The sequence below is a fragment of the Streptomyces sp. NPDC006314 genome, assembly GCF_040613075.1.
Taxonomy (GTDB): domain Bacteria; phylum Actinomycetota; class Actinomycetes; order Streptomycetales; family Streptomycetaceae; genus Streptomyces.
The window spans coordinates 12,049-30,392 of record NZ_JBEXRL010000001.1 but is presented as its reverse complement, the minus strand read 5'-3'; the positions used below and the strand labels follow the sequence as shown (position 1 = coordinate 30,392).

The window sequence follows — 18,344 nt, the reverse complement described above, 5'->3', positions numbered from 1 at the left end:
GTGATCGCCTTTTGGGGCGCTGACCGGCTGCGGTTACTATGCAAGCTGCGCGCCCGTGTGTCCCGGCCCACTCGGCCTACGAACTCCTCCGGGCGGCGAAATCCGCCGGACCAGTCTGGCTCCGGCAGAAACCAAGAAGTCAGCCACAAGGAGACCGAACCGTGAAGAGCGCCGTGGAGACCCTGAACCCGACTCGGGTTCGGCTCACTGTCGAGGTGCCCTTCGAGGAGCTCAAGGACAGCCTCGACGCGGCGTACAAGAAGATCAACCAGCAGGTCACGGTGAAGGGCTTCCGCAAGGGCAAGATCCCTGCCCGTGTGATCGACCAGCGGTTCGGCCGCGGTGCGGTGCTGGAGGAGGCCGTCAACGACGCGCTGCCGAAGTTCTACACCGAGGCGGTCAACGAGGCCGAGCTGAGCCCGCTGGGTCAGCCCGAGGTCGACATCACCGAGCTGAAGGACGGCGAGACGCTGAACTTCACCGCCGAGGTCGACATCCGCCCGGCCCTGGAGATCCCGGACTACTCCGGTATCGAGGTCGAGGTCGACGCCGTCGAGGTCACCGACGAGGACGTCGAGAAGTCGGTCGAGCAGCTGCGCGAGCGCTTCGCCTCCACCTCCCCGGTCGAGCGTGCCGCCGAGGACGGCGACGTCGTCACGGTGGACCTGCAGGCCAAGGTCGACGGCGAGGTCCTCGAGGACGGCGTCGCCGACGGCGTCTCCTACACCATCGGCTCGGGTGAGCTGCTGGACGGCATCGACGACGCAGTCAAGGGCCTGTCCGCCGGTGAGGAGGCCACCTTCACCTCCGAGCTGAAGGGCGGCTCCGCCGCGGGCAAGGAAGCCGAGGTCACCGTCAAGGTCACCCAGGTCGCCGCCCGTGAACTGCCCGAGCTGGACGACGAGTTCGCACAGCTCGCCTCCGAGTTCGACACCCTGGACGAGCTGAAGGCCGACAGCCGCAAGCGCCTGGCCAACATGAAGCAGTTCGACCAGGCCACCCAGGCCCAGGAGCGCGTCCTGGAGAAGCTCCTCGAGCTGGTCGAGGTCCCCGTCCCCGAGAAGCTGCTCGAGGACGAGATCAACACCCGCAAGCACAACCTGGAGCACCACCAGCTCGGCCAGATGGGCCTCACCCTCGACAAGTACCTGGAGATCCAGGGCAAGACCGCCGAGGAGTTCGAGACCGAGACCCGCGAGGCCGCGGTCAAGGGCATCAAGACCCAGTTCGTCCTCGATGAGCTGGTCAAGAAGGAGCAGCTGAACGTCAACCAGGAGGAGCTCACCGAGCACCTCATGCGGCGCGCGGCCTCCTCCGGCATGTCCCCCGACCAGTTCGCCCAGGCCGTCGTCGAGGGCGGCCAGGTGCCGCTGCTGGTCGGCGAGGTCGCCCGCGGCAAGGCCCTGGCCGTCGTGGTCGAGGCCGCCACGGTGAAGGACACCAACGGCGAGATCGTCGACCTGGACGACGAGGAGGAGGAGACCGAGGCCGCCGCCGAGGCCGAGGCTCCCGCCGCCGAGGAGAAGACCGAGGGCTGAGCCCTACGGCGCCTCTGACGACGTACACGGGCCCCCGGGAGTGTTCTCCCGGGGGCCCGTGGCGTACCACGGGCCGCGGCCGGCCCAAGGGGGCGGGGGGCTGTGTCGGCAGGCGGCTCCGCCGCGGGGGTGACCAGCCACACAGGATCCGCGGCCCGCGCAGGCAGCCGCACCACCCCCCACGAAGCGCACGGCCCCCGGCGGAGCCTCTACGCCCCCGGCGAACACCCCCATCTCCGGGATTCCCCGAGGGGACCTGAGCGTTAGGGTCCATGAATACGGGGGCAGGGGAGTCTCCTGAAACCCCCCGCCCAGCCTCCGGCAGGACGACGTGAGACGGCCCGGCGCCGTCGTAAGACGAGCAGGTGGATACGTGACGAATCTGATGCCCTCCGCCGCCGGCGAGCCTTCCATCGGTGGTGGCCTCGGCGACCAGGTCTACAACCGGCTGCTCAACGAGCGGATCATCTTCCTCGGCCAGCAGGTTGACGACGACATCGCCAACAAGATCACTGCACAGCTGCTGCTCCTTGCCGCCGACCCGACCAAGGACATCTACCTCTACATCAACAGCCCCGGTGGCTCGGTGACGGCCGGCATGGCGATCTACGACACCATGCAGTACATCCCGAACGACGTGGTCACGATCGCCATGGGCATGGCCGCCTCGATGGGCCAGTTCCTGCTCACCGGCGGCGCGGCCGGCAAGCGCTTCGCGCTGCCCCACGCCGACATCATGATGCACCAGGGCTCCGCGGGCCTCGGCGGTACGGTCTCGGACATCAAGATCCAGGCCGAGTACCTGCTGCGCACCAAGAAGCGCATGTCCGAGCTGACCGCGCTGCACTCCGGCCAGACGGTCGAGACGATCGTCCGCGACGGCGACCGCGACCGCTGGTTCACCCCGGAAGAGGCCAAGGAGTACGGTCTCATCGACGAGATCATCACGCACGCCTCGGGTGTTCCGGGAGGCGGCGGCACCGGTGCCTGACCGGCCCGGCCACGCCACGCACCGCCGAGACACCAGCCCCCAGAACGCCACCAGGACGGTGAACACCCCATGAGCAACTTCCCCGGCGCCGCCAGCGGCATGTACGAGGGCCCCAGCCCCGAGAGCCGCTACGTCATCCCGCGCTTCGTCGAGCGCACCTCCCAGGGCATCCGCGAGTACGACCCCTACGCGAAGCTCTTCGAGGAGCGCGTGATCTTCCTGGGTGTCCAGATCGACGACGCCTCCGCCAACGACGTCATGGCGCAGCTGCTGTGCCTGGAGTCGATGGACCCGGACCGGGACATCTCGATCTACATCAACAGCCCCGGTGGCGACATGACCGCCCTGACGGCGATCTACGACACCATGCAGTTCGTGAAGCCCGACATCCAGACGGTGTGCATGGGCCAGGCGGCGTCCGCGGCGGCCATCCTGCTCGCCGCCGGCACCCCGGGCAAGCGCATGGCGCTGCCGAACTCCCGCGTGCTGATCCACCAGCCGGCCGGCTCCACGGGCCGCGGGCAGCTCTCGGACCTGGAGATCATCGCCAACGAGTTCACCCGGATGCGTGAGCAGCTGGAGAACATGCTGGCGAAGCACTCCAACCAGCCGATCGAGAAGATCCGCGAGGACATCGAGCGCGACAAGATCCTCACGGCCGAGGACGCGCTGGCATACGGCCTCGTCGACCAGATCATCTCCACCCGCAAACTGAACAACTCCGCGGTCCGCTGACCCGGAGGGGCATCCTTTCCGCCCCTCTTGGCGTGATGCACGTCAAAGTGAACCCTGCCAAGGGGGGCCCGAACACAGGGCCCGGCAAGGTACCGTCGGACATAAGGCAGCACCAGGAGCCACTGGACCCAGTGTCCAGGCGTCTCCCAGGCGAAGGGGAAGCACACCGTGGCACGCATCGGTGACGGCGGCGATCTGCTCAAGTGCTCGTTCTGCGGCAAGAGCCAGAAGCAGGTCAAGAAGCTCATCGCAGGGCCCGGTGTGTACATCTGCGACGAGTGCATCGATCTCTGCAACGAGATCATCGAGGAAGAACTCGCGGAGACCAGCGAGGTCCGCTGGGAGGAACTGCCCAAGCCTCGCGAGATCTACGAGTTCCTCGAGGGCTACGTGGTCGGCCAGGAAGCCGCCAAGAAGGCGCTTTCCGTCGCGGTGTACAACCACTACAAGCGGGTCCAGGCAGGCGAGAACGGCGGCGCGAGCGGCCGTGACGACGCCATCGAGCTGGCGAAGTCCAACATCCTCCTGCTGGGCCCCACGGGCTCCGGCAAGACCCTCCTCGCGCAGACTCTGGCGCGCATGCTGAACGTCCCCTTCGCGATCGCCGACGCGACGGCGCTGACCGAGGCGGGCTACGTCGGCGAGGACGTCGAGAACATCCTCCTGAAGCTCATCCAGGCGGCGGACTACGACGTCAAGAAGGCCGAGACGGGCATCATCTACATCGACGAGATCGACAAGGTGGCCCGTAAGAGCGAGAACCCGTCGATCACCAGGGACGTGAGCGGCGAGGGCGTGCAGCAGGCGCTCCTGAAGATCCTCGAGGGCACCACGGCCTCGGTCCCTCCCCAGGGCGGCCGCAAGCACCCCCACCAGGAGTTCATCCAGATCGACACGACGAACGTCCTGTTCATCGTGGGCGGTGCCTTCGCGGGCCTGGAGAAGATCATCGAGGCCCGGGCCGGCGCCAAGGGCATCGGCTTCGGCGCGACGATCCTCTCCAAGCGCGAGCTGGAGGCCAAGGACGTCTTCGAGGACGTCATGCCGGAGGACCTGGTCAAGTTCGGCATGATCCCCGAGTTCATCGGCCGCCTCCCCGTCATCACCTCGGTCCACAACCTGGACCGCGAGGCCCTGCTCAAGATCCTGGTGGAGCCCCGCAACGCCCTGGTCAAGCAGTACCAGCGGCTCTTCGAACTCGACGGGGTTGAGCTGGACTTCGAGCGCGAGGCGCTGGAGGCCATCGCCGACCAGGCCATCCTCCGCCAGACCGGCGCCCGCGGCCTGCGCGCCATCATGGAGGAGGTCCTCCAAGGCGTGATGTACGAGGTCCCGTCCCGCAAGGACGTAGCCCGCGTCGTCATCACCGCCGACGTGGTCCTCTCCAACGTCAACCCGACCCTGATCCCGCGGGACGCCCGCGGCCGGGGCTCCGGGGAGCAGAAGACCGCCTGAGCAGCTCGGCGCCGACGGGCAGGCACCCTGCAAGGGGTGCCTGCCCGTCGGCGTGTCGGACCACCGACGTTCGGATCACGCCATCGTCCCGGCGGGGGCTGGAGCCCACCCTGTGTTCATGATCGACTGAACACGACCGAGTCGGATGTGTCTTCGAACATCTGGCTGTGCGAAACGAGGGGACCCCGAATGGCTTTCCAGAAGGCGAAGCGCATGGCTGCTGTGGCCGGTGTGGTGGTGGCGGCAGGGGCCCTGCCGATCCTCGTGGCCTCACCGGCGAGCGCCACGCAGAGCGCCTGCACCAACTACGTGGCCAACCACGGATACTTCGCGGGCCCGAAGGTGAAGGCGGCGTGTGGCAACCCGGCACTCTTCACGGGCGTCATGAAGACGGCCAATCCGTACTGCCTCGTGGGACTGGCAAAGGTCGGGGTGGAGCGTTCCGGGGTTGCGCAGGAGGCGTGTATGCGAGCCTGACCACGCGACGAAGACGGCTCGGTATCACCGAGCCGCCTTCTGTGTCAGGGATTCTCCGTGGCCTCAGGCCTTGACGCGGACCTCGTCGCGGAACTTGGCAGCCAGCTCGGCATCGGCGGCCGGGTCACTGCTCCTGCCCGCCAGGAGGCTGGCGAGGTCCATCGGCATGACCAGACCGAGGGTGCTGTGGTCACCCCAGACGCAGATGGTCATCGTCACGTCCTTCGGCCCGCCGCTGCTCGCGCCGGTGGGAGCGGTGGCCTGCTGGCACTTGAGGATCGCGCCGTCCAGGCCAGCGGGCTCGTACGCCTTCGGCTCACCCTTGAGGGCGGCCTTGCTGTCGCTGTCCTTCTGGGACTCGGTCTTCATGTAGGCGAACATCGCGTCGACGGCCTTCTCGGGGTCGTCGATCGTGCCGTACACACCGCCGAACTGGATCATCTTCCTACTCAGCGGGTTGTCCTCGTCACCGGACTGGTACTGCGCGCTGACGTCCTTCGGATCGTGCACGCCCCACTTCTCGGCGTCCTTCAGATCCTTGCTCGTCATCGTGTCGCTGTCGCCGTCCTTCTTCTTGTACTCCGTCAGCACCGTCGCCGGGGTCGTCAGCTTGTGCGGGCCGTCGTCCGCCACACCGCCGCCGTTGCTCCCGCCGAGCACGAAGTACGCGCCCACCGCCACGGCGGCCACCACGGCCACCGCGCCGATGATCAGTCCCGTCTTCTTCTTTCCCCCACCCGGCTGCGGTGCCTGCGGCACGCCGTAGGACTGCTGGCCGTAGGGGTTCGGCTGCTGCTCGCCGTAGGGACCGGGCTGCTGCGGGTAGCCGTACCCCGGCTGTGCCGGAGGGGTCTGCTGGGGGTAGCCGTACCCCGGCTGTGCCGGAGGGGCCTGCTGGGGGTAGCCGTAGCCGGGCTGCGGAGCCTGCGGCTGCTGGCCGTAGGGACCCGCCTGGCCGTAGGGACCGGGCTGCCCCTGCTGGCCGTACGGACCCGGCTGCTGGGGCGGGCCGCCGTACGGACCCGGCTGGTTGTTGCTCATTCCTGCGTTCCCCTCCAGGTGCTTATGTGTTCCTGACATCCTGGCCCAGGCCCGGGAAACGCACGGCACCGGGGGCCGCACCGTTACAGAACAAACGCGTTTCGGGACCACCCCGTGACACCTCTAAACTGACCCCCGTGACCGAGAACGCTCAGCAGCAGCCACCCGCGCCCGACTCCGAACTGCCGACCCAGTACGCGCCGGCCGATGTAGAGGGGCCGCTGTACGAGCGCTGGGTGGAGCGGGGTTACTTCGAGGCGGACGCGAAGAGCGACAAGCCGCCGTACACGATCGTCATCCCGCCGCCGAACGTCACCGGCAGCCTGCACCTCGGGCACGCCTTCGAGCACACCCTGATCGACGCGCTGACCCGCCGTAAGCGCATGCAGGGCTACGAGACGCTGTGGCAGCCCGGCATGGACCACGCCGGTATCGCCACGCAGAACGTGGTCGAGCGCGAGCTGGCCAAGGAGGGCAAGTCCCGCCACGACCTCGGCCGTGAGGCGTTCGTCGAGCGCGTCTGGCGGTGGAAGGGCGAGTCCGGCGGCCAGATCAGCGGCCAGATGCGCCGCCTCGGTGACGGCGTCGCCTGGTCCCGCGAGCGCTTCACCATGGACGAGGGCCTCTCCCAGGCCGTCCAGACCATCTTCAAGCGCCTCTACGACGACGAGCTGATCTACCGCGCCGAGCGCATCATCAACTGGTGCCCGCGCTGTCTGACGGCCATCTCGGACATCGAGGTCGAGTACCAGGACGACGACGGCGAGCTGGTCTCGATGAAGTACGGCGACGGGGACGACACCATCGTCGTCGCCACCACCCGTGCGGAGACGATGCTCGGCGACACCGCCGTCGCCGTCCACCCCGACGACGAGCGCTACAAGCACCTCATCGGCAAGCTGGTCAAGCTCCCGCTCACCGACCGCTCCATCCCGGTCGTCGCCGACACGCACGTCGACCCCGAGTTCGGCACCGGCGCCGTCAAGGTCACCCCGGCCCACGACCCGAACGACTTCGAGATCGGCCAGCGGCACGACCTGCCGTCCCTCACCGTGATGGACGAGCACGCCGTCATCACGGCCCACGGCCCCTTCCAGGGCCTGGACCGGCTGGAGGCCCGCTCCGCCATCGTCGCCGCGCTGCGCGCCGAGGGCCGGATCGTCGCCGAGAAGCGGCCCTACGTCCACTCCGTCGGCCACTGCTCGCGCTGCAAGACCACCATCGAGCCGCGCCTGTCCATGCAGTGGTGGGTCAAGGTCGGCCCGCTGGCGAAGGCGGCCGGTGACGCCGTCCGCGAGGGCAAGGTCAAGATCCACCCGCAGGAGATGGAGAAGCGCTACTTCGACTGGGTCGACAACCTCCACGACTGGTGCATCTCGCGGCAGTTGTGGTGGGGTCACCGCATCCCGGTGTGGTACGGCCCGAACGGCGAGGTCGTCTGCGTCGGCCCCGACGAGGAGCCGCCGGCCGGCGAGGGCTGGCACCAGGACACCGACGTCCTCGACACCTGGTTCTCCTCCGGTCTGTGGCCGTTCTCCACCCTCGGCTGGCCCGAACAGACCGAGTCGCTCGCGAAGTTCTACCCGAACTCCGTCCTGGTCACCGGCTACGACATCCTCTTCTTCTGGGTCGCCCGGATGATGATGTTCGGCCTGTACGCGATGGACGGCACCCCGCCGTTCCACACCATCGCCCTGCACGGCATGGTCCGCGACCAGTTCGGCAAGAAGATGTCGAAGTCCTTCGGCAACGCGGTCAACCCGCTGGACTGGATGGACAAGTACGGCTCCGACGCCCTGCGCTTCACGCTCGCCCGCGGCGCCAACCCGGGCGTCGACGTCCCGATCGGCGAGGACTGGGTCCAGGGCTCCCGCAACTTCGCCAACAAGATCTGGAACGCGACCCGCTTCGCGCTGATGAACGGCGCGACGGTCGAGGGCCCGCTGCCCGAGCCGTCGGCGATGTCGGCGACGGACCGCTGGATCCTGTCCCGGCTGAACTCGGTGGTCGCCGAAGTCGACGCCCACTACGAGGACTTCCAGTTCGCGAAGCTGTCCGACGCCCTCTTCCACTTCGCGTGGGACGAGGTGTTCGACTGGTACGTCGAGCTGTCCAAGACGACGTTCCAGGCGGGCGGCGAGCCGACCGAGGTCTCCCAGCGGGTCCTGGGCGAGGTCCTGGACGTCACGCTGAAGCTGCTGCACCCGGTGGTCCCGTTCGTCACGGAGACCCTGTGGACCACCCTCACCGGCGGCGAGTCGCTCGTCATCGCCGACTGGCCGAAGGACAGCGGCTTCCGTGACGCGGCCGCCGAGCAGGAGATCGAGACCCTCCAGTCGGTCATCACCGAGGTCCGCCGCTTCCGCGCCGACCAGGGCCTGCAGCCGGGCCAGCGGGTCCCGGCCCGCCTGACCCTGGACGGTACGACGCTGGCTCCGCACGAGGCGGCCATCCGCCAGCTGTTGCGCCTGCAGCCGGAGGGCGAGTCCTTCACGGCCACGGCCACCCTGCCGATCGCCGGCGCCGAGGTCGCCCTCGACCTCTCCGGCACGATCGACGTGGCGGCGGAGCGCAAGCGCCTCGCCAAGGACCTCGCGGCCGCGGAGAAGGAGAAGGCCCAGGCCACGGCCAAGCTCGGCAACGAGGCGTTCCTGGCGAAGGCCCCGGAGAACGTGGTGGACAAGATCCGCACGCGCCTCGCCAAGGCGGACGAGGACATCGCGCGGATCCAGTCCCAGCTGGACAAGCTGCCGCCGGCGTGAGTCGCCGTGCGTGACTGAAGCCCCCGGTGCCCATGAGGCCCGGGGGCCTTCGGCGCTCCAGAGGCGCGGGGATCCGCGTGACAGCCACGACGCACCCGCAGCCGGACGACATGACCGGCCACCCCCAACCGGCGCCGCAGGCCACCGCGCCGCTCCGTAGACTGGGCTCGTGAGCGACCACCCCGGCACCAGTGACACGCCCGACCCCCTCGACAGCTTCGAGGAGATCATCGAGGCCGAGACCGACCGCGACCCCGACCTCGCGGTGATCGAGGCCGGCAGCCGCACCCTGCGCACCCAGGGCGGCCGGCCGCAGGCCGACGTACCGGCCCGCCCGGAGGACCCGGAGGTCGACAAGGCCCTGCGTGAGGTGGAGACGGAGCTGGCCACCCGCTGGGGCGAGACCAAGCTGGAGCCCTCGGTCAGCAGGATCGCCGCGCTGATGGACGTACTGGGCGAGCCGCAGCGGTCGTACCCGTCCATCCACATCACGGGCACGAACGGCAAGACCTCCACCGCCCGCATGATCGAGGCCCTCCTCGGTGCCTTCGAGCTGCGTACCGGCCGCTACACCAGCCCCCATGTGCAGTCGATCACCGAGCGGATCAGCCTGGACGGCGCCCCGATCCCCGCCGAGCGGTTCATCGAGACGTACCAGGACATCAAGGCGTACGTGGAGATGGTCGACTCCTCGCAGGAGTACCGGCTGTCCTTCTTCGAGGTGCTCACCGGCATGGCGTACGCGGCGTTCGCGGACGCCCCGGTGGACGTCGCCGTCGTCGAGGTCGGCATGGGCGGCTCCTGGGACGCCACCAACGTGATCGACGGCGATGTCGCCGTGGTCACCCCGATCGACCTGGACCACACCGACCGCCTCGGCGAGACGCACGCGGAGATCGCCGCCGAGAAGAGCGGCATCATCAAGCAGGACGCGACCGTCATCCTGGCCCAGCAGCCGGTGGACGCGGCACAGGTGCTGCTGAAGAAGGCCGTCGAGGTGGACGCGACCGTGGCCCGCGAGGGTTTGGAGTTCGGAGTCGTCGCCCGGCAGATCGCCGTCGGCGGGCAGCTGCTCACCCTGCGGGGTCTCGGCGGCGAGTACCCCGAGGTGTACCTCCCGCTGCACGGCGCCCACCAGGCGCACAACGCGGCCGTCGCCCTCGCCGCCGTCGAGGCGTTCTTCGGCGTCGGCGCGCAGCGCGCGCAGACGCTGGACATCGACACCGTCCGCAAGGCCTTCGCGGCCGTGTCCTCGCCGGGCCGCCTGGAGGTCGTACGGCGCTCCCCGACGATCGTGCTGGACGCCGCGCACAACCCGGCGGGCGCCGCGGCCACCGCGGAGGCCGTGCGGGAGGCGTTCGACTTCACCCGGCTGATCGGTGTCGTCGGTGCGAGCGGCGACAAGAACGTGCGGGGGCTGCTGGAGGCCTTCGAGCCGATCTTCGCCGAGGTCGTCGTCACCCAGAACTCCAGCCACCGCGCCATGGACGTGGACGAGCTGGCCGGGATCGCCGTGGAGGTGTTCGGCGAGGAGCGGGTGCAGGTCGAACCGCGACTGCCCGACGCCCTGGAGGCCGCGATCACGCTGGCCGAGGAGGAGGGCGAGTTCGCGGGCGGTGGCGTGCTGGTCACCGGTTCCGTCATCACGGTCGGCGAGGCCCGGCTGCTGCTGGGGAAGGGCTGAGGTTTCCTGTGCGAACGCTCTGTGCATCGACGCTCATCGGCGAGTTCTTCGTCATCGGGTTCGCCGGGCTCGTCGCCATGAAGGACCCGGACCTGTCGACCTCCACGGTGTGGCTGGTCAGCGGTATCGCCATGCTGCTGTGCGTGCTGCTGTGCGGCATGGTGACCCGCCCCGGCGGGGTGGCCCTCGGCTGGGCCCTGCAGATCGCGCTGATCGCCTCCGGCGTCTTCGTCCCGACCATGTACTTCATGGGCGCGATCTTCGCGGCGCTGTGGTGGACGTCGGTGCACTTCGGCAGGAAGGTGGACGAGGCGAAGGCCCGCTTCGCGGCGCAGAGCGGTGAGAACAGCCCGTCCGGTGTGTGAGGACGAGGCCGTCCGGCGTGTGAGGACGAGACCGTCCGGGCCGAAGCCGGCGTCCGGGGGCGGCAGCCCCCAGGGACGGCCACCTGCCCAAGCTGACACTGCGTGACGGGTCCACGGCGACGCCCTGTAGCCTCATCCCACCGCACCCGCAGAGAAGGAGCACGTCGTGACCCAGCGCACCCTCGTCCTGCTCAAGCCCGACGCTGTCCGTCGAGGCTTGACCGGCGAGATCATCAGCCGTATCGAGCGCAAGGCCGGCTGGCAGATCACCGCGCTGGAGCTGCGCACCCTGGACCGCGCCACGCTGGAGCAGCACTACGCCGAGCACGTCGGCAAGCCCTTCTACGAGCCGCTGGTCGAGTTCATGTCCTCCGGCCCGGTCGTCGCCCTGATCGTCTCGGGCGAGCGGGTCATCGAGGGCGTGCGCCAGCTGGCCGGCCCGACCGACCCGATCGCCGCCGCCCCCGGCTCCATCCGCGGCGACTTCGGTGTGATCGTCCGCGAGAACCTGATCCACGCCTCCGACTCCGAGGAATCCGCCGAGCGCGAGGTGAAGATCTTCTTCCCGGGCCGCGCATAACGCTGAAGATCTTCTTTCCGGGCCGCGCGTCACGCCGAGGGAACTCGGGGCGGAAGGTTCGGGACACTCGCTCCCGGACCTCCGCTCTCCGGGCATGAGTACCGGCGATTGAGGGAACGAGCGCCCCCGAACGCCCGTCTCCACAAGCGGGGCGGCCCGCCATCTGGTGACAATGGCGGAGACCCTCGCGCAGTGTTCGTGCAGGCGCGTTTACGATGGAAGCCTTCACGTCACAGCACCCGCCTCGCCGACCTGACATGCCCTCAAATGCTCGGGAAGGCCAGAAGAATCCGGATGGGGAACTCAATGTCGTTCATCGGCCGTGACATGGCTGTCGACCTCGGGACCGCCAACACGCTGGTGTACGTCAGGGGTCGTGGGATCGTACTCAACGAGCCGTCCGTCGTCGCGATCAACACCAACACGGGTGGCATTCTCGCGGTCGGTGCCGAAGCGAAGAAGATGATCGGCCGGACACCGGGCAACATCGTCGCCGTGCGGCCGCTGAAGGACGGCGTGATCGCCGACTTCGAGATCACCGAGCGGATGCTCCGCTACTTCATCCTGAAGATCCACAAGCGACGGTATCTCGCCCGGCCGCGGGTCGTCGTCTGTGTGCCCTCGGGCATCACGGGCGTCGAGCGCCGCGCGGTCATCGAGGCGTCCTCCCAGGCCGGTGCCCGCCAGGTGCACATCATCGAGGAGCCCATGGCGGCGGCCATCGGCTCCGGTCTGCCGGTCCACGAGGCCACGGGCAACATGGTGGTGGACATCGGCGGCGGCACCACGGAGGTCGCGGTCATCTCGCTCGGCGGCATCGTCACCGCCCAGTCCATCCGCGTCGCCGGCGACGAACTGGACAACGCGATCATCCAGTACATCAAGAAGGAGTACAGCCTTCTGCTGGGTGAGCGCACGGCCGAGCAGATCAAGATCACCATCGGTTCGGCGTACGACCTCGACACCGACGAGCACACCGAAGTCCGCGGCCGGGACCTGGTCTCCGGACTGCCCAAGACCGTCGTCATCTCGGCCGCCGAGGTCCGCAAGGCGATCGAGGAGCCGGTCAACGCGATCGTCGACGCGGTCAAGACGACCCTCGACAAGTGCCCGCCGGAGCTGTCCGGCGACATCATGGACCGAGGAATCGTTCTGACCGGTGGCGGAGCCCTGCTGCGCGGGCTCGACGAGCGGTTGCGGCGGGAGACCGGTATGCCGATCCACATCGCCGAGGACCCGCTGGACAGTGTCGCGCTCGGCTCCGGCAAGTGCGTCGAGGAGTTCGAGGCGCTGCAGCAGGTCCTGGACGCCCAGCCGCGCAGATGACGTGACTCGTCGATTCCGCCGTACGAGACGATCTCCTCTCGTGCGGCGGATCGTTGATATAGAGCCATAAGCTCCCCCGAATGGGCCTCTTGGGTTTGCGCCGCACCATTCGCGTTCTCCAGGGGTTCCCGAATTCCTACTTGAGGAAGGGCACGGCCGCCGCACGTGAGGGACACGAAAGAGAGCCGGCTGCTCCTGGTCCTGCTGATCGCCATCGCGTTCGCGCTGATCACGGTGGACATCCGCGGAGGCCGGAACTCCCCGGTGGACGGCGCCCGGCACGCCGCGGCCGCGGTGTTCGGCCCGGTCGAGAACGGACTGTCCTCGGCGGTCGACCCGGTCGGCAACGCCGTCTCCGCGATCCGGGCCTCCGGCGGCCGGCACGACCGGCTCGCCGCGCTGGAGAAGGAGAACGCGGCCCTCAAGGCGAAGCTCGGCAGCGACGACCGCAACCGCAGCCGCCTGGGGCAGCTGGACAAGATGCTGAAGATCGCCGGCGCGGGCCAGTACGGCATCAAGGGCGCCCAGGTCATCGCCATCGGGTCGGCGCAGGGCTTCTCCTGGACCATCACCATCGACGCCGGGGCCAATGACGGCATCAGGCGGGACATGACCGTCCTGAACGGCGACGGGCTGGTCGGCCGCGTCACCACCGTCGGTCCCGGCACCTCCACCGTGCTGCTCGCCAACGACCCCGACTTCACCGTCGGCACCCGCATGGAGGGCAGCGACGAACTCGGCTTCGCCTCCGGACAGGGCGATCGCCCGCTGCGCGTGGAACTGCTCAACGGCAAGGCGGAGGTGGAGAAGGGCGACCGGCTCATCACCTTCGGCTCGCAGGCCGACAAGCCGTTCGTGCCGGGCGTCCCGGTGGGTGTCGTCTCCCGCGTCGACCCCTCCGGCGGCGGCCTCACCCGCACCCTCTACGTCACCCCGTACGTCAGCTTCACCAAGCTGGACATCGTCGGCGTGGTCGTCGAGGCCCCGAAGAAGGACCCGCGGGACACCGTGCTCCCGGCCAAGCCCAAGCCGACCCCGACGCCGACGGTGACCGTCACGGTCACCCCCTCGGCGGACGCACCCGCCGACGGCCAGCAGCAGTAGGAGCTGACTTCCCCATGCGCCCCAACCGGATCCTGCTCTCGAGCGCGCTGGTCGTCGTGGCCCTGGTGATCCAGGTGAGCGTTCTCGCCCGCCTGCACCTGCCCGGCGCCGTGCCCGACCTGCTGCTGCTCACCGTCCTCGGCCTCGCCATGGTGTACGGCCATGTGGGCGGCGCCCTCGTCGGCTTCGGCGCGGGCCTGCTGGCCGACCTGGCCCCGCCCGCCGACCACGCCGCCGGCCGCTACGCGCTCGTGCTGTGCGTCATCGGCTACTTCGCCGGGCTCATCAAGCCGGAGAACGGCCGCCTGAAGTCGGCGACCGGCCCGATGGCCGTCGTGGTCGCCGCCGCCATCGGCTCCACCCTGCTGTACGCCGGTGTGGGCGCCCTGGTCGGCGACACCGCCGCCCGCCATGTCGGCCTGACCGGGCTGCTGATCTCGGCCGCCCTGTACGACCTGCTGCTCGCCCCGTTCGTGGTCCCCGGGATCATGTGGCTGGCCCGCCGCTCCGACAGCGACCCGCTCACCGAGACCAGCCCCGCCGCCAAGGCCGGCGACATCTCCTCCGGCTGGCTCTCCTCCGGCACCGGCCTGCGCATCGGCAGCCAGCGCGGCGGCCTCGGCGCCCTGAAGGCCAAAGCCCGCACCCGCTCCGCCCGGGCCGGCCGCATCAAGGGGGTCAAGCGGCTGTGAGTGCCGGGGAGTTCACCCGAACGGGGCAGCTGTCGCGGAACCCGCGCTCACCGGCCGGCCGTTCATCATTCGTACGCGCCGACGCATCCGTGCACTGAGAGGGGGAGACAGCCGCAGTGACCAACATCCCCGAGACCGGTCGGACTCCACGCATCCAGATCCGGCTCGTCGTGATCCAGATCCTCGTCCTCTCCCTCCTCGGCACGCTCGGCGGCCGGCTGTGGTATCTGCAGATCCGGGAGGGCGCCGAGTACCAGAAGGAGGCGTCCGGCAACCACGTCCAGCAGGTTGTCGACCCCGCGGTGCGCGGCGACATCCTGGACGCCCGGGGCGTGCCCCTCGCCGACAACGAGACCCGCCTGGTCGTCTCCGCCTCCCGCACCGACCTGCTCAAGCAGAAGGACGACGGCAAGGCCGTCCTCGCCAAGCTGGCCGGCGTCCTCGGCATGCAGCCCGAAGAGGTCAGGCAGAAGGTCCGGTTGTGCGACGCCAAGACCCCCCAGCCCTGCTGGAACGGCTCGCCCTACCAGCCGATCCCCATCACCGACGAGGCAACCCCCAAGCAGGCCCTGCAGATCCGCGAACGCTCCGAGGACTTCCCCGGCATCACCGCCGAGCCCGAGGCCGTGCGCCGCTACCCGGGTCCCGGCAAGTCCAACACCGCGCAGGTGCTCGGCTATCTCTCGCCGGTCACCGACTTCGAGATCCAGAAGGCCAAGGACACCGACTCGCCCTACCTGCGCTCCGACATGGTCGGCCGCTCCGGTCTGGAGCGCCAGTACGACAAGGCGCTGCGCGGCAAGGCCGGCGTGACCCGCTACGAGGTGGACAACCTCGGCCGGGTCATCGGCAAGGCCGAGTCGGACGCCGCCGAGCCCGGGTCCAACCTGGTCACCAGCATCGACTCCCGGGTGCAGCGGGTCGCCGAGTACGAACTGGACAAGGCGATGAAGATCGCCCGCCAGCAGTTCGACAAGATCACCGGAGAGAACTACAAGGCCGACTCCGGTGCGGTCGTGGTGATGGAGGCCAAGACCGGCCGGATCGTCGCCATGGCCTCCGCGCCGACGTACGACCCGAACGTGTGGATCGGCGGCATCTCCGCCAAGGACTACAAGGCCCTCACCGGCAAAAAGTCCGACTACCCGCTGCTCAACAGGGCCATACAGGGTCAGGCCGCGCCCGGTTCGACCTTCAAGGTGGTCTCCACGGCCGCCGCGGTGCAGGCCGGCTACCCGTGGAACGGCGGCTATCCCTGCACCAGCTCCTACTCGGTCGGCGGCCAGGTCTTCAAGAACTTCGAGGGGGAGAGCTTCGGCCCGATCTCGCTCGGCCGGGCGCTGGAGGTCTCCTGCGACACCGTCTTCTACGGCCTCGCCGACAAGGAGTGGAAGAGGGACGGCGGCATCAACCCCAAGAAGGGCCAGCCCAAGGACTGGTTCTTCAAGACCGCCCACCAGTTCGGCCTCGGCAAGGAGACCGGCATCGACCTGCCCAACGAGGTCACCGGCCGCGTCCCCGACCGCCAGTGGAAGGAGGCGTACTGGAAGGCCAACAAGGACGCCTGGTGCAAGTCCGGTAAGAAGGACGGCTCCTACGTCGAGAAGATCGCGTACGAGAACTGCCTCGAGGGCAACAAGATGCGCGAGGGTGACGAGATCAACTACTCCATCGGCCAGGGCGACACCCTCGTCACCCCGATCCAGGAGGCCGTGATCTACGGCGCCGTCGCCAACGGCGGCACGATGTACCAGCCGACCATCGGCAAGGCGGTCATCAGCGCCGACGGCAAGACCGTCACGCCGATCAAGCCGAAGAAGAGCGGGAAGCTGCCGGTCGGCCAGGCCACCCTCAAGGGCATGGACGACGCCTTCGCGGGCGTCATCACCCGCGGTACCGCCGCCTGGAAGTTCGGGGGCTGGCCGCAGGACAAGATCGAGCTGCACGGCAAGACCGGTACGGCCGAGGTCTACGGCAAGCAGACCACGTCCTGGCTGGCCACGTACTCCGAGGACTACACGGTGATCATGACGATCGCCCAGGCCGGTACGGGTTCCGGCGCCTCCGGTGAGGCCGTGCGCAACATCTACAGCGCGCTCTACGGCGTCCAGGGCGACGGCTCCATCGACAACAAGAAGGCGCTGCTGCCCGAGCCGCAGAAGGGCCTGCCGAAGGTCCGCACGGACGGCACCATCGTCAACCCCAAGGTCACCGGTGACCCGGCGAAGGACGTCGAGGCCTCCCAGAAGGACAACACCACCAACGGCGACGACCAGCAGCCGCCGGCCACCACGCCCTCGCCCACCACGGGCAACCGCGACACCCGCAGGCGGCCTCGCAGGAGGGGAAGCCGGAGGATGCCCTCATGACCAGCGCCAACAGCTTCTCCGTCTCCGGGTACGGCCCCGAGCGGGCCGGCTGGACCAGGCTCTTCGCCCGCGACTCGCTGACCCGCCGGCTGGACTGGCCGATACTGCTCGCGGCCACCGCCCTGTCCCTGCTCGGCTCGCTGCTGGTGTACTCGGCGACCCGCAACCGCACCGAGATCAACCAGGGCGACCCGTACTTCTTCCTGGTCCGGCACCTGATGAACCTCGGCATCGGGATCGCCCTCATGATCGGCACCATCTGGCTCGGCCACCGGGCGCTGCGCAACGCCGTACCGATCCTGTACGGCCTGTCGGTGCTCCTCGCCCTGGTGGTCCTCACCCCGCTCGGCGCGACGATCAACGGCCAGCGCAACTGGCTCGTCATCGGCGGCTTCTCGCTCCAGCCCGCCGAGTTCCTCAAGGTGACGATCATCCTGGGCATGGCGATGCTGCTGGCCGCGCGGGTGGACGCGGGCGACAAGCCGTACCCGGATCACCGCACCGTGTTCCAGTCCCTGTGCCTGGCCGCCGTACCGGTTCTGATCCTGCTGCTCATGCCCGACCTCGGCTCGGTGCTGGCCATGACGGCGATCGTCCTGGGCGTGCTGCTCGCCTCCGGCGCCTCCAACCGCTGGGTCTTCGGCCTGCTCACCGCCGGTGTGATCGGCTGCGTCGCCATCTGGCAGCTGCACATCCTGGACGAGTACCAGATCAACCGCTTCGCGGCCTTCGCCAACCCCGACCTGGACCCGGCCGGCGTCGGCTACAACACCAACCAGGCCCGCATCGCCATCGGCTCCGGCGGGCTGACCGGAGCCGGGCTCTTCCACGGCTCGCAGACCACCGGCCAGTTCGTGCCCGAGCAGCAGACGGACTTCGTCTTCACGGTCGCGGGGGAGGAGCTGGGCTTCGTCGGCGCGGGCCTGATCATCTTCCTGCTCGGGGTCGTCCTGTGGCGCGCCTGCCGGATAGCGCGTGACTCGACCGAGCTGTACGGGACGATCGTCGCCGCCGGAATCGTCGCCTGGTTCGCCTTCCAGTCCTTCGAGAACATCGGCATGACCCTCGGCATCATGCCGGTCACCGGCCTCCCCCTGCCGTTCGTGTCCTACGGAGGCTCGTCGATGTTCGCGGTGTGGATGGCGGTCGGGCTACTGCAGTCGATCAAGGTGCAGCGCCCGATGTCGGCGTAGGCCTCCGGCGGGTCGGCCGTCGTCCACCGCGA

At 68.9% G+C, this 18,344-nt stretch carries 15 protein-coding genes; 14 read left to right on the top strand and 1 reads right to left on the bottom strand.

The features are described 5' to 3' along the window. Positions 1-161: 161 nt before the first annotated feature. From tig to ABZ079_RS00095, 5 genes are all read left to right on the top strand, one after another. Positions 162-1,538: a trigger factor gene (gene tig / locus ABZ079_RS00115; protein WP_356937085.1), complete on the top strand. Its 1,377-nt coding sequence runs from the start codon at positions 162-164 to the stop codon at positions 1,536-1,538. A gap of 385 nt (positions 1,539-1,923) precedes the next feature. Next, entirely contained in the window at positions 1,924-2,529 is a 606-nt protein-coding gene (locus ABZ079_RS00110) for an ATP-dependent Clp protease proteolytic subunit (RefSeq protein WP_356937627.1), read from the top strand. Positions 2,530-2,598: 69 nt separating this feature from the next. Beyond that, positions 2,599-3,264: an ATP-dependent Clp protease proteolytic subunit gene (locus ABZ079_RS00105; protein WP_356937084.1), complete on the top strand. Its 666-nt coding sequence runs from the start codon at positions 2,599-2,601 to the stop codon at positions 3,262-3,264. Positions 3,265-3,432: 168 nt separating this feature from the next. Continuing rightward, positions 3,433-4,719: an ATP-dependent Clp protease ATP-binding subunit ClpX gene (clpX, locus tag ABZ079_RS00100; protein WP_014672712.1), complete on the top strand. Its 1,287-nt coding sequence runs from the start codon at positions 3,433-3,435 to the stop codon at positions 4,717-4,719. A gap of 213 nt (positions 4,720-4,932) precedes the next feature. Beyond that, a complete protein-coding gene (locus ABZ079_RS00095) occupies positions 4,933-5,196 on the top strand; it encodes a hypothetical protein (protein WP_356937083.1) in 264 nt (87 codons plus the stop codon). A gap of 63 nt (positions 5,197-5,259) precedes the next feature. Here ABZ079_RS00095 and ABZ079_RS00090 read toward each other — a convergent pair whose 3' ends face one another. Then, a complete protein-coding gene (locus tag ABZ079_RS00090; protein WP_356937082.1) occupies positions 5,260-6,237 on the bottom strand; it encodes a hypothetical protein in 978 nt (325 codons plus the stop codon). A gap of 137 nt (positions 6,238-6,374) precedes the next feature. On the opposite strand from ABZ079_RS00090, the gene ABZ079_RS00085 reads away from it, so the two are divergent. The 9 genes from ABZ079_RS00085 to rodA all read left to right on the top strand — a co-directional run bounded on the left by ABZ079_RS00085 (position 6,375) and on the right by rodA (position 18,312). Beyond that, positions 6,375-8,999, top strand: a complete 2,625-nt coding sequence (locus ABZ079_RS00085; RefSeq protein WP_356937081.1) for a valine--tRNA ligase — start codon at positions 6,375-6,377, stop codon at positions 8,997-8,999. A 169-nt stretch (positions 9,000-9,168) separates the two neighbouring features. Continuing rightward, positions 9,169-10,683, top strand: a complete 1,515-nt coding sequence (locus tag ABZ079_RS00080) for a folylpolyglutamate synthase/dihydrofolate synthase family protein (protein ID WP_356937080.1) — start codon at positions 9,169-9,171, stop codon at positions 10,681-10,683. An 8-nt stretch (positions 10,684-10,691) separates the two neighbouring features. Beyond that, the gene (locus ABZ079_RS00075; protein ID WP_356937079.1) at positions 10,692-11,048 is read left to right on the top strand and encodes a DUF4233 domain-containing protein; all 357 of its coding nucleotides are present in this window, start codon (positions 10,692-10,694) and stop codon (positions 11,046-11,048) included. Positions 11,049-11,214: 166 nt separating this feature from the next. Beyond that, a complete protein-coding gene (gene ndk, locus ABZ079_RS00070; protein ID WP_356937078.1) occupies positions 11,215-11,628 on the top strand; it encodes a nucleoside-diphosphate kinase in 414 nt (137 codons plus the stop codon). Positions 11,629-11,934: 306 nt separating this feature from the next. Next, positions 11,935-12,954, top strand: coding sequence for a rod shape-determining protein (locus tag ABZ079_RS00065; protein WP_014672705.1), 1,020 nt, complete (start codon positions 11,935-11,937; stop codon positions 12,952-12,954). Between the two features lie 165 nt (positions 12,955-13,119). Next, the gene (mreC, locus tag ABZ079_RS00060; RefSeq protein WP_356937077.1) at positions 13,120-14,058 is read left to right on the top strand and encodes a rod shape-determining protein MreC; all 939 of its coding nucleotides are present in this window, start codon (positions 13,120-13,122) and stop codon (positions 14,056-14,058) included. Positions 14,059-14,072: 14 nt separating this feature from the next. Beyond that, positions 14,073-14,750, top strand: a complete 678-nt coding sequence (gene mreD / locus ABZ079_RS00055; RefSeq protein ID WP_356937076.1) for a rod shape-determining protein MreD — start codon at positions 14,073-14,075, stop codon at positions 14,748-14,750. Between the two features lie 116 nt (positions 14,751-14,866). Next, positions 14,867-17,119: a penicillin-binding protein 2 gene (mrdA, locus tag ABZ079_RS00050; protein ID WP_356937075.1), complete on the top strand. Its 2,253-nt coding sequence runs from the start codon at positions 14,867-14,869 to the stop codon at positions 17,117-17,119. After that, on the top strand, positions 17,116-18,312 hold the full coding sequence (gene rodA, locus ABZ079_RS00045; RefSeq protein ID WP_356937074.1) for a rod shape-determining protein RodA: 1,197 nt from the start codon (positions 17,116-17,118) through the stop codon (positions 18,310-18,312). Before mrdA ends, rodA begins: the two co-directional genes overlap by 4 nt. The last annotated feature ends 32 nt before the right edge of the window (positions 18,313-18,344 follow it).